This is a genomic window from Streptomyces sp. NPDC034670 (assembly GCF_055574875.1).
Genome location: NZ_JBVITR010000031.1, coordinates 74,483 through 84,991, shown reverse-complemented (window position 1 = coordinate 84,991; position 10,509 = coordinate 74,483). Strand labels below are relative to the sequence as shown.

General features: G+C 74.2%; 9 protein-coding genes. 5 read left to right on the top strand and 4 right to left on the bottom strand.

What is annotated here, in order from left to right; translation table 11 throughout:
- Positions 1-130: 130 nt before the first annotated feature.
- Positions 131-1,150 (bottom strand): aspartate-semialdehyde dehydrogenase, encoded by a 1,020-nt coding sequence (locus ACZ56B_RS20770; RefSeq protein ID WP_468792269.1) that lies wholly within the window; start codon positions 1,148-1,150, stop codon positions 131-133.
- Between the two features lie 275 nt (positions 1,151-1,425).
- Between ACZ56B_RS20770 and ACZ56B_RS20765 the strand changes: the two genes are divergently transcribed.
- Positions 1,426-1,788 (top strand): hypothetical protein, encoded by a 363-nt coding sequence (locus tag ACZ56B_RS20765; RefSeq protein WP_468792267.1) that lies wholly within the window; start codon positions 1,426-1,428, stop codon positions 1,786-1,788.
- Complete coding sequence (locus ACZ56B_RS20760; protein WP_468792264.1) at positions 1,788-1,913, top strand: hypothetical protein; 126 nt, start codon at positions 1,788-1,790, stop codon at positions 1,911-1,913. Before ACZ56B_RS20765 ends, ACZ56B_RS20760 begins: the two co-directional genes overlap by 1 nt.
- 106 nt (positions 1,914-2,019) lie before the next feature.
- Here the strand turns inward: ACZ56B_RS20760 and ACZ56B_RS20755 are convergent, their stop codons facing one another.
- Both ACZ56B_RS20755 and ACZ56B_RS20750 read right to left on the bottom strand, forming a co-directional pair.
- Positions 2,020-5,340, bottom strand: coding sequence for a S8 family serine peptidase (locus ACZ56B_RS20755; RefSeq protein ID WP_468792261.1), 3,321 nt, complete (start codon positions 5,338-5,340; stop codon positions 2,020-2,022).
- Positions 5,341-5,614: 274 nt separating this feature from the next.
- Positions 5,615-6,163: a CGNR zinc finger domain-containing protein gene (locus ACZ56B_RS20750; protein WP_468792258.1), complete on the bottom strand. Its 549-nt coding sequence runs from the start codon at positions 6,161-6,163 to the stop codon at positions 5,615-5,617.
- A 125-nt stretch (positions 6,164-6,288) separates the two neighbouring features.
- Between ACZ56B_RS20750 and ACZ56B_RS20745 the strand changes: the two genes are divergently transcribed.
- The 3 genes from ACZ56B_RS20745 to ACZ56B_RS20735 all read left to right on the top strand — a co-directional run bounded on the left by ACZ56B_RS20745 (position 6,289) and on the right by ACZ56B_RS20735 (position 8,974).
- Entirely contained in the window at positions 6,289-6,732 is a 444-nt protein-coding gene (locus tag ACZ56B_RS20745; RefSeq protein WP_468792255.1) for a VOC family protein, read from the top strand.
- Between the two features lie 2 nt (positions 6,733-6,734).
- Positions 6,735-7,634, top strand: coding sequence for a pyridoxamine 5'-phosphate oxidase family protein (locus ACZ56B_RS20740; RefSeq protein WP_468792252.1), 900 nt, complete (start codon positions 6,735-6,737; stop codon positions 7,632-7,634).
- Between the two features lie 170 nt (positions 7,635-7,804).
- Positions 7,805-8,974, top strand: a complete 1,170-nt coding sequence (locus ACZ56B_RS20735) for a serine hydrolase domain-containing protein (RefSeq protein WP_468792290.1) — start codon at positions 7,805-7,807, stop codon at positions 8,972-8,974.
- 107 nt (positions 8,975-9,081) lie between these two features.
- Here the strand turns inward: ACZ56B_RS20735 and ACZ56B_RS20730 are convergent, their stop codons facing one another.
- Positions 9,082-10,170: a hypothetical protein gene (locus ACZ56B_RS20730; RefSeq protein ID WP_468792250.1), complete on the bottom strand. Its 1,089-nt coding sequence runs from the start codon at positions 10,168-10,170 to the stop codon at positions 9,082-9,084.
- Positions 10,171-10,509 lie beyond the last annotated feature (339 nt).

Sequence of the window (10,509 nt, the reverse complement as noted above, 5' to 3'; positions counted from 1 at the left end):
CCCGCTCACCCTCCACCCCCCCCCCCCCCCCCCTCACCCCCCCCCCCCCCCCCCCCCCCCCCCCCCCCCCCCCCCCCCCCCCCCCCCCCCCCCCCCCCCCCCCCCGGGGACGCGTCACACGGGGGTCAGGTCACTTCGCGGTGAGCTCCTGCGCCACCAGCTCCGCGATCTGCACGGCGTTCAGCGCCGCGCCCTTGCGGAGGTTGTCGTTGGAGAGGAACAGGGCCAGGCCGTGGTCCACCGTCTCGTCGCGGCGGATGCGGCCCACGTAGGACGGGTCCTGGCCGGCGGCCTGCAGCGGGGTGGGGATGTCGGTGAGGACGACCCCGGGGGCCTCGGCCAGCAGCTCGGTCGCGCGCTCGGGGCTGATCGGGCGGGCGAAGCGGGCGTTGACCTGGAGGGAGTGACCGGAGAAGACCGGGACGCGCACACAGGTGCCGGAGACCTTGAGGCCGGGGATCTCCAGGATCTTGCGGGACTCGTGGCGCAGCTTCTGCTCCTCGTCGGTCTCGTTCAGACCGTCGTCGACGAGGTTGCCGGCGAAGGGCAGCACGTTGAAGGCGATGGGGCGCTGGTAGACGTCGGGCTCGGGGAAGTCGACCGCCGAGCCGTCGTGGACCAGCTCGTCGGCCTCGTCGACCACCTTCCGGGTCTGGCCGTGCAGCTCCGCGACGCCCGCGAGACCCGAGCCGGACACCGCCTGGTAGGTGGCGACGACCAGGGCTTCCAGGCCCGCCTCCGCGTGCAGCGGACGCAGGACCGGCATCGCGGCCATCGTCGTGCAGTTCGGGTTGGCGATGATGCCCTTGGGGCGGTCGGCGATCGCGTGCGGGTTCACCTCGGCGACGACGAGGGGGACCTCGGGGTCCCTGCGCCAGGCGGAGGAGTTGTCGATCACGACCGCGCCCTGCGCGGCGACCTTCTCGGCCAGCGCCTTCGAGGTCGCGCCGCCCGCGGAGAACAGCACGATGTCCAGGCCGGTGTAGTCGGCGGCCGACGCGTCCTCCACCGTCACGCCGTCCAGTTCCGTGCCCGCCGAGCGGGCCGAGGCGAACAGGCGCAGCTCGGTGACCGGGAAGTTCCGCTCCTTGAGGATCCTGCGCATGACCGTGCCCACCTGACCGGTGGCTCCGACGATTCCGACCCTCACGGCGACTCCCTACTGTCCTGATACGTACCTGATTGCGTGGCCGAGGCTCTTCCATGATGCGGCCGACCACGGCCCGCCTGTCCAATTCTTTGCGGCCCCTGCCCGCCAAGTGGGACGGACCGGCCGCGACCCCTGGTTGCGGACCTCCGGCCGCAACCGTCCTGAACTGCAGGAATTCAGCCTCCGGGGCCCCCGGACCGCAAGGTCCCCTGCCCGGTCGGTCTCCGGCCACACGGAGATGTGACGTACGCCTCGGCGGTCCCCGCAGGACCCGGATGAACGTTCCGGGCGGCAGCGGCGTCGTGGGGGAAAGTCGTGGGGGAAATCAGGGCGAGGAGGGCCGGTGCCGTTCGGACGCGTCCGGTGCGGCGGCCGACCGGGCGGTGGCGGCCCCGGGCTCCGCGGCCGACCGGGAGGAGGCCGGTGCCGCCTTCGGCAACCCCCGCCACCTCACCTGCGCCCGCCACCTCACCTGCGCCCGCCACCTCGCCTGCGCCCGCCTCGTCGCCGAGGGCACCGTCCTGGCGGTGCGGCCGGTGCCGGGCGCCGGCCGGGAGCGGATCGCGCTCGCGGTGACCCGCGTCCACCGGGGCGACGACGGGGACCGGGTCGCCTTCGTGCTGGACGCGACCGGGTGATGGTCGGCCTGCCCCCCGGGGGCGACCACCCGGACACGGTGATCGTGGGGGAGGAGGCCATCGCCCCCGAGCGGGCCCGGATCCTCGCCGCGCCCCCCGAGGCGCGCACCCCGGGCTGCGACTGAACGAGACGGCACCCAGGGGGACGACGGCACCCGGCGGGACGACGGCACACGGCGAGGGGGCGGGCGCCCGTACGGACGCCCGCCCCCTGGTGTGCCGGCCGCTGCCTTACGGAACGACCTTCTCGATCGCCACGCTGCCGACGCCCGCGACCGTGCCGCGCGCGTTGACCAGCTGGACCTGCCCGAAGAACGCACGGCCCTCGGGAGCCGCCGCGGCGGCGGTGACCTGGCCGGAGACGGTGGCCGAGGCACCGGTGCCGAGCTTCACCGGCGCGGAGCCGTCGACGGTGACGGTGCCGAGCGAGGCGGAGAAGAACACGTCCCGGTAGTCGTAGTCCGTGGAACCGGCCGGGACGGAGTAGCCCACGACCTCTACCGTGTACGTGCCGGCGGCGGGCTTGGCGAGGGACACCGACTCCTCCGAGTCGCCGTCGGCGGACTGGGCGACCCGCTTGCCGCTCTGGTCGTAGACCGCCAGGTCCAGGTCGGCGGCGGCGTCGGTGACGTTGCCGATGGCCACGTCGAGCGACTCGGCGCCCTCGGGCACCTCCACCGTGGTGGTGTGCGTCTCACCGGTGCGGATGGCCGGCCGGTCGGTCCTGGACGAGCCGAGCGGGCCGCCCACCAGCTTGCCGTCCAGGGCGGCGAACCCGTTCGTCACCTTCCAGGAGACGGCGGCGGGGGCGCCGACCTTCGCCTCGGACACGGTCACGGTCTCCGGGTCGAAGGCCGCGCCGAGGACGGCGACGTCCAGCTTGTACGGGTTGTCGAGCAGCGGCGAGGTGCGGCGCGACTCGACCTCGATCTCCCAGACGCCCGGCTGCGGGTTCGGGTACGACCGCAGGTCGGGGCGGCAGGTGTTGGCCGGGTTGGTGTAGTTCGGGTAGCAGTTGACCGTCGACGTCGGGTCCGACGGGACGCCGTACGGGTGGATGGCGACGAACCGGGTCTGGCTGGTGTCCTTCAGCCCGCTCAGCCCGATCTCCAGCGTCTTCGCGCCCTCGGGCACCGTGACGAAGTAGGAGGTGGTGCTGTTGCGCTGCACCGTCCCCTTGGCGGAGAAGGTGTGCTTCAGCGGGGCGGAGACGACCACGGTGGTCAGGACCTGCCGGTCCACGCCCTTGGTGCGCGGGTCGTCGACCTCGAGGATCGCGCTCTTGAGGCCGGCCGAGCCGGGCGCGGCCTGGACCTTGACGGTGACCGGCTTGTTCAGCGGCAGCGCGACGCTCCTGCCGCCGACGATGCGGAAGGTGCCGCCGGCGTTGTTCTCGAGGCCGAGGGTGTGCCGGACCGCGCGGTCGGGGCCGGACGTACGGGTGAGGGTGATGTCGTACGTCTTCTTCTGGCCGGCCTTGAGGCCGCCCTCGCGGTCGTAGAGGCCGGTGCCGAAGCCGGGGGTCTTCAGGAACTGGTCGATCGCGGTGTCGACCGGCGCCTTGACCTCGTACGTGTGCGCGGTGGCGCCGCCGCGGATCGCCTTCCAGGCGTCCTCGATGTCGATGAGGCCGGCGCCCTCCTCGTAGGCCTGCACCCCGCTGATGTGGTCGGCGGTGGAGGTGAGGGCGGTGCGCAGCTTCGCGGGCGTCAGGTCGATGCCCTTCTGCTTCGCCGCCGACAGCAGCAGCGCGGCGGCGCCGGCGGCCTGCGGGGAGGCCATCGAGGTGCCCTGGAGCATGCCGTAGCCGGCCGGGAGGCCATAGCCCGCCTCGGCGACCGGGGCGCCCGGGATCCAGGTCTGGATGGTGTTGATCGCGGCGCCGGGCGCGACCAGCGTCGGCGTGAAGCCGCCGTCCTCACGCGGACCGCGCGAGGAGAACGGCATCATGGCGTACTTCTTCTGCACCGCGGAGCCGTAGTTGGCGGCCCAGGTCTCCTTGGAGATGCTGGCGCCGACCGAGATGACCTTGTCGGCGAGCGAGGGGTCGCCGATGGTGTTGGCGCCGGGGCCGGAGTTGCCCGCGGAGATCACCAGCTGGACGCCGTAGGTGTCGATCAGGCGGGTGTAGAGCTCGGCGCGGGCGTTGTTGCCGTCGTTCAGCGCCGGCAGGCCGCCGATGGACATGTTGACGATGTCCACGCCGCGGTTGGCGACGAGGTCGATCATGCCCTCGGTGAGCGCGACGCTGGTGCAGCCGCCGCTCCAGGTGCAGGCGCGGGAGGAGACGATCTTCGCGCCGGGGGCGGCGCCGTTCATCTTCCCGCCGAACAGGCCGTGGGCGGCGGTGATGCCGGCGACGTGCGAGCCGTGCGAGCCCTCGATGACGCCGATGTTGACGAAGTCGGCCTTCTTGCCGATCCAGTCGCCCCCGTAGGGGTCCATCGGGACGTCCTTGCGGATCTCCACGACGAACGGCTGGCGCTCGACGACGTCGGTCTTCGGGTCGTCGGTGCCGAAGTACCCGATCTGGAAGCCGTCCTTGTACGGCTTCATCGGGGTGTCGTCGGAGAAGTCGAAGTTGTTGTTCAGGTCGACGCGGACCGTGCCGGCCTCGGGGTCGTAGAGCACGCCCCAGGAGTCGGTGGTGTCGCCGTCGCGGTTGGCGTCGCCGCCCGCGTCGCCGCCGGTGGTGTACGACTCCAGGAAGGTGCTGATCCGGTACGAGCCGGCCGGGGCCTTCCAGGTCCTGCCGCCGTGGGTGAAGGTCCCCCCGGAGACGGAGGAGACCATCGGGCGCCAGGTCTGGTCGCCGTCCACGATCGGGTCGGTCGCCGTCACCCAGTCGACGATCTTGCGCTCGCCGGTGGTGGTCTTCTGCAGCGCCGGGTGGCCGAGGTCGACACCGGAGTCGAGGATGCCGATGGTGATGCCGCGGCCGTCCGCCTTCGGGTTGTCCTTGACGAAGTCGACCGCGCCGGTCTCGAAGGACGGGTTGTACGGGTTCTTCGCGGGGGTCCGCCTGTCGGGGGCCGGGTAGGAGGTGCCGCCCTTGTCCGCCTTGCCGCTCGCGCCCCTGGTGGTGTCCGCGCCCGGCGTCGGGTCGTCCAGCGGGATCTCCTCGAGCAGGTCGATGCCGTGCACGGAGGAGAGCTTGGCGGCGGCGGCGATGGCCGCGTCCGCCTGGGCGGTGGGGACGGTGGCGCGGACGTAGCCGAGCGCGTCGTGGGTCCGGCCGACCGAGCCGCCCTTGACCGCGTCCAGCTGCCCGGCGACCTGCTCGGTCTTCCCGGGCGCGGTGGCGATCATCATCGTGACGTGCTTGGCGCCGTCGGCCTTGGCCTCGGCGAGCAGGTCCGCGTCCTTGGAACCGAGCTTGTCGTGCGCGGACTTGACGTCACCGTCGACGGGCGCGGCCGGCGGCGCGTCGGCGGCGAGGGCCAGGGGGACCGGTCCGGCCGCGGAGAGCGCGGCGACGAGACCGGCGGCCACGGCGATGCGGGCCACGCGTCTCGTGCCCGCTATCGGCTCGCGCTGGGAGGTGTGGGTCATCGGCATCCCTCGGAGGTAGGGAACGGTCGTGGAGCGACCGGAGCCGATCGGCCCTGGTCGCAACGGTCCGGAAGGTGATCCCGGACGATCGCCGAGCCTTACGCAAGGGACTGATGTTTGGGGAGGGTTGACCGAATCGCAATGGACGTATGGGGAAAACCCCCGGTGCCCTTTTGGGGAGATGGCGCGCGAAGGCGACAAGTCACCCGGCCGGGGGCGGGGTGGTCCGGCCGGACGGCGCCCGTCCGTTGCGCGGGCGTCCCCCGGGCGCCCGTCAGGCGTCCTTCGTGCGCGCGTAGTGGCGGGACGCCTTCGCCCGGTTGCCGCAGGCCGCCATGGAGCACCAGCGGCGGGTGCCGTTGCGCGAGGTGTCGAAGAAGTGCAGGACGCACGCCTCGTGGGCGCAGCGGCGGATCCGGTCGGGCGCGGTGCCGAGCAGCCGGAGGTAGTCGCGGGCGGCGAGCCAGGCGGGGCCCCAGGACGGGTCGTCGAACTCGGGCCGCTCGCCGGGCCCGTCCGGCGTGAGCGTGACCCTGATCCGTCCGTGGGCGAGCACGGCGTCGACCGCCTCCACGCCCTCGCCCGGCGCCCCGTCGACCGCCCTGCCCAGGGCGTCCCGCGCCCGGAGGGTGTGCCGCAGGGTCGCCGCGTCGGCGGTGAACCGGTCCTCCAGCCCGTGGGCGCCGAGCCACACGGCGAGCCCGTCGGTGTCGGTGAGCAGGTCCCGCGCGGCGCCCTCCTGCACCCACCGGGTGTTGAGCAGGTCGAGCGAGAGCGGCTCGCCGGTGAGCGGACGCGGGTCGACGCGGTCCCGGTCGGACATGGCGGACTCCCTTCCGTGCTAACCGGTCAAGAGTACGTGACCGGTTGACGGCTTCCGGGCCTAACCAGTAACGTCACTTTCACTGGTTAGGTCCCCGCTTCCGCGGGGCCGGCGAAAGGACTGTCATGACCCTGCGCCCCGGCCACACCGGCCTGAACGTCACCGACCTCGACCGCTCGCTCGCCTTCTACCGCGACGTCCTCGGCTTCTCCCTGATCGGTGAGGGCAAGGAGGACGGCGGGCGCTACGCGTTCCTGGGCGACGGCGAGCGCCTCCTGCTCACGCTCTGGCAGCAGGCGGAGCGGCCGTACGACGGCACCCGCGCCGGACTGCACCACCTCGCCTTCGAGGCGGACTCGATCGAGCGGGTCAGGGAGTACGAGGCGGCCCTGCGCGCCCACGGCACCGCCTTCGCCCACGAGGGTGTCGTCGCCCACGGCGAGGGCGCGGCGTCCGGCGGCATCTTCTTCCACGACCCGGACGGGACGCGCCTGGAGATCTCGGCGCCGAGCGGCGCCGAAGGCGCTCCCGCGCCCCACGGGTCCGCTCCGACCTGCGGCTTCTTCTAGCCGTGGAGACGACCACGAGCGTGTACCACGCGGGCTCGCGCGCCGTGCAGGACCGGGTGGGCGTCCGCGGGGCCGCCGACCGCGTCGGCCGGTCCGTCGGGCACGGCATCAAACCGGTGGCGGCGGCCTTCCTGGAGCGCCAGCCGCTGCTGGTGGTCGGCGCCGCCGCCCCGGAGACCGGCAGGGTGTGGGCCTCCCCGCTCACCGGCGCCCCCGGCTTCGTGCGCGCCACGGGCCCGCGGCAGGTGTCGGTCACCGGCGGGCCCCGCCCGTCGGACCCGCTGGCCACGGCCCTCGCCACCGGCGGGACCCCCGTCGGCACCATCGCCCTGGACCCGCGCACCCGCCGCCGCATGCGCCTGAACGGCCGCGCGCGCCCCACGCCCCGGGGCTTCGCGGTCGAGGCGGACCGGGTGTTCGCCAACTGCCCCAAGTACCTGCAGAAGCGCGACGCGTACGAGGCGGTCGCCGACCGCGAACCGGGCGAGACCCGCCGCACCCGCCGTCTCACCGGCGCGCAGCGGGCGTTCGTGGACTCGGCCGACACCTTCTTCGTCGCCACCGTCCACGGGGACGGCGCCGAGGCCAGCCACCGGGGCGGCAACCCCGGTTTCGTCCGGGCCGTCTCCCCGACCGAGCTGACCTGGCGCGACTACCCGGGCAACGCCATGTTCCTCACCCTCGGCAACCTGGCCGCGGACCCCCGGGCGGGACTGCTCTTCCTGGACTGGACGACGGGGGCGACCCTGCTGCTCACCGGCGAGGCGCACACCGCGTTCGCGCCCGACGGCGAGCGCCGGGTCCACTTCACCGTCACGGAGGCCCTGGACACCCCGCGCGCCGTGCCGCTGCGCTGGTCCGCCCCCGCGTACTCACCCGCCAATCCGGTGCCGCCGGGGTGACGTTCCGGACACGGGGGCGTCCGGGGCGGCGGAGCCGCCGGCGGGGAAGGGCGGAAACCGGTCGACCACCGTGACCGGAGCAACCCCGGCGGCCCCGCCCGGGGTCTTCCTCCTCACGATCACACACGATCACGGCGGTCGGACGAGGGACGGGAGGCACGGGCGTGCGGATGCGGATGCGGACGACGGCGGTGGCAGCGGTGGCGGTGGCCCTCTCGGCGGCCCTGGCGGCCCCCGCAGCGGCGGCGCCCCCGGCACCCGGGGCCGGGACGGGGGGCGCCGCCGGCGGCGACCACCCGGCGACCCGTCAGGCGCTGCGGGACGCGGTCGCCGCCGGTGTGCCCGGGGTGACGGCGACGGCGTGGGACCGGCGGGGCGCCTGGTCGGCGACCGCCGGAGTGGGCGACCTCCGCACGGGGCGGGAGCGCTCCCCGCGCGACCACTACCGGATCGGCAGCGTCACCAAGACCTTCGTGGCGACGGTGGTGCTGCAACTGGAGGCGGAGGGCGCGCTGTCCCTGGACGACACCGTCGACACCTGGCTGCCCGGCCTGGTGACCGGCAACGGCCACGACGGCACCCGGATCACCCTGCGGCAGCTGCTGAACCACACCAGCGGCGTCTTCGACTACACGTCCGACGAGGACTACCGGCGGACGTACTCCACGCAGGAGGGCTTCTTCGCGCACCGCTACGACACCCGGGCCCCGGAGGACCTGGTGCGGGTCGCCCTGGCCCACGAACCGTACTTCGAGCCCGGCGCCCCCGGGAGGTGGGAGTACTCCAACACCAACTACGTCCTGGCCGCCCTGGTGATCGAGAAGGCCACCGGCCGCCCCTACGGGGAGGAGGTCCGCCGGCGCGTCATCGAACCCCTGCGCCTGACCGCCACCTCGGTCCCCGGCACCCGCGTCTCCCTGCCCCGGCCCAGCAGCCGCGCCTACTCCAGGCTGGCGCCGCCGGACACGACGGGCCCCGCCCACGACGTCACGCGTCTCAACCCGTCCCGCGCCTTCGCGGCGGGCGAGATGGTCTCCGACTCCGAGGACCTGAACCGCTTCTACCGCGCCCTGCTGACGGGGCGCCTGCTCCCCCCGGAGCAGATGGACGAGATGACCACCACGGTGCCCGTCGGCCCCACCCACGGCTACGGCCTCGGCCTGATGAGGATGACGCTGGGCTGCGGCGCGACGATCTGGGGCCACGACGGTGGCATCTCCGGCTCCAGGACCGTCGCCGGCGCGACGGAGGACGGCCGGCACTCCCTGGCGTTCAACTTCAACGGCGACTGGGCGGGGGACGCCGGGGCGGTCGTCGAAGCGGAGTTCTGCGGCGGCTGACGCCCGCGCCCCGCACCCCGCACCCCGCACGCACGCGGAGGGACCACCGGACCACGACGCCCGGCGGCCCCTCCGCTCCCCTCCCGCGCACCGCCGTGGGTACCCCGCTAACGGGGCAGCACCACCACGTACGCCGCCGGATCGCGGTCGGCCGAGGCCGTCAGGGCCGTGCGGACCACCGCCGCCTGCTGCTCCGCCGCGTCCCTCAACTTGCGCGGGGTGAGGTGGACGACCGTGATGCCGAGGCGCTCCAGGAGCTCGCGCTTGCGGGCGTACTCCGACCACTGGGCGTCGTCCTCGGGCCGCCCGCCCGGGCGCGGCGCCCGGGTGTCCAGCTCGACCGCCACCGCCTGCTCCGGCCAGTACGCGTCCAGACCGCCGAGGTGGGGGCCGCCCGGCAGGCGCAGGTCGACGTTCCACACCGGTTCCGGCAGGCCGTGGTCGCGCACCATCCGGTACAGCCGGGCCTCCGCCATCGACCGGCCCTCGGCCAGCAGCGAGTCCACCGCGCCCACCACGTGCGGCCGGTTCAGCAGCCGGGCCCGGGTCAGCTCCCGCACCACCGCGGCCGGTTCGCAGTGGCCGCCCCGCACCGCCTCCGTCAGCAGCCGGCGCACCGTGTCCGCGTCCTCGAGGCCCGCCACCGCGTCGGCCAGCGCGCGCGGGACCGGCGCCACCGGGACGGGGGCGCCCCCCGCCCGAGCGGAGCCGGGAACTTGAGGGACCGTCACCCGTACCGGCGTGGGCGGGTCGGAGGCGCGCACGATGCGGGCGCAGCCCGTCGAGCGCAGCCGGCGCAGGCGCGGGACCAGGACGTCGAAGGCCTCCAGCGACGGCAGCGGGGGAGCGGAGGTGAAGCCGTGCAGGGTCAGCGCGGCCAGCCCGGTGATCATCGCCTCCCCGTAGGAGGGCGCGGGTGATCCGTCCGCGCCGGGCTGGACGGGGACGCCCGCGGTCCGCTCCCGCGCGGTGTACAGCAGCACCGCGTGCAGCCGCTCCTCGCTGGTCGGCGGACCGGGGTGGAGCAGGACGACCCCGGGCAGGAGCTGCTGCCAGGGACCGCCGGGGCGGCACTGCTCGGCGGCCTGCGCGGGGGTCACGCCGTGCGCGCGCAGCTGCGCGGCGGTCAGGACGCGGCGGCTGCCGTCGGCGAGGTGGTGCAGAGGGCGGGGAGAGAGCGGGGTGTTGTGGTTCATGTCCGGCAACTTCCCGCCTCAGGAGCCTCCTCGAACCCTTGTTACACATCCGTCGACAAACCAGCACAAGGCCGCACTAAAGGACACGTGTTCGGGTGTCGAAAACCCCCGGTCCCTTCCGGCGGGGACCAGGGGTCACGGCCGGCACGCCCGGTGCCGGCGACGGCCGCGGAGGGACCCGTGGCGGGATCCGTGGCGGGATCCGTGGCGGGATCCGTGGCGGGATCCGTGGGGGGGGGGGGGGGGAGGGGGGCGGCACACACAAGAAAAAGCCGAGGGGGGAGGAGAGGAGGGCACGCAGATGCCCCGCACCCAACCCCCCCCTCCCCAGCCCCTTCC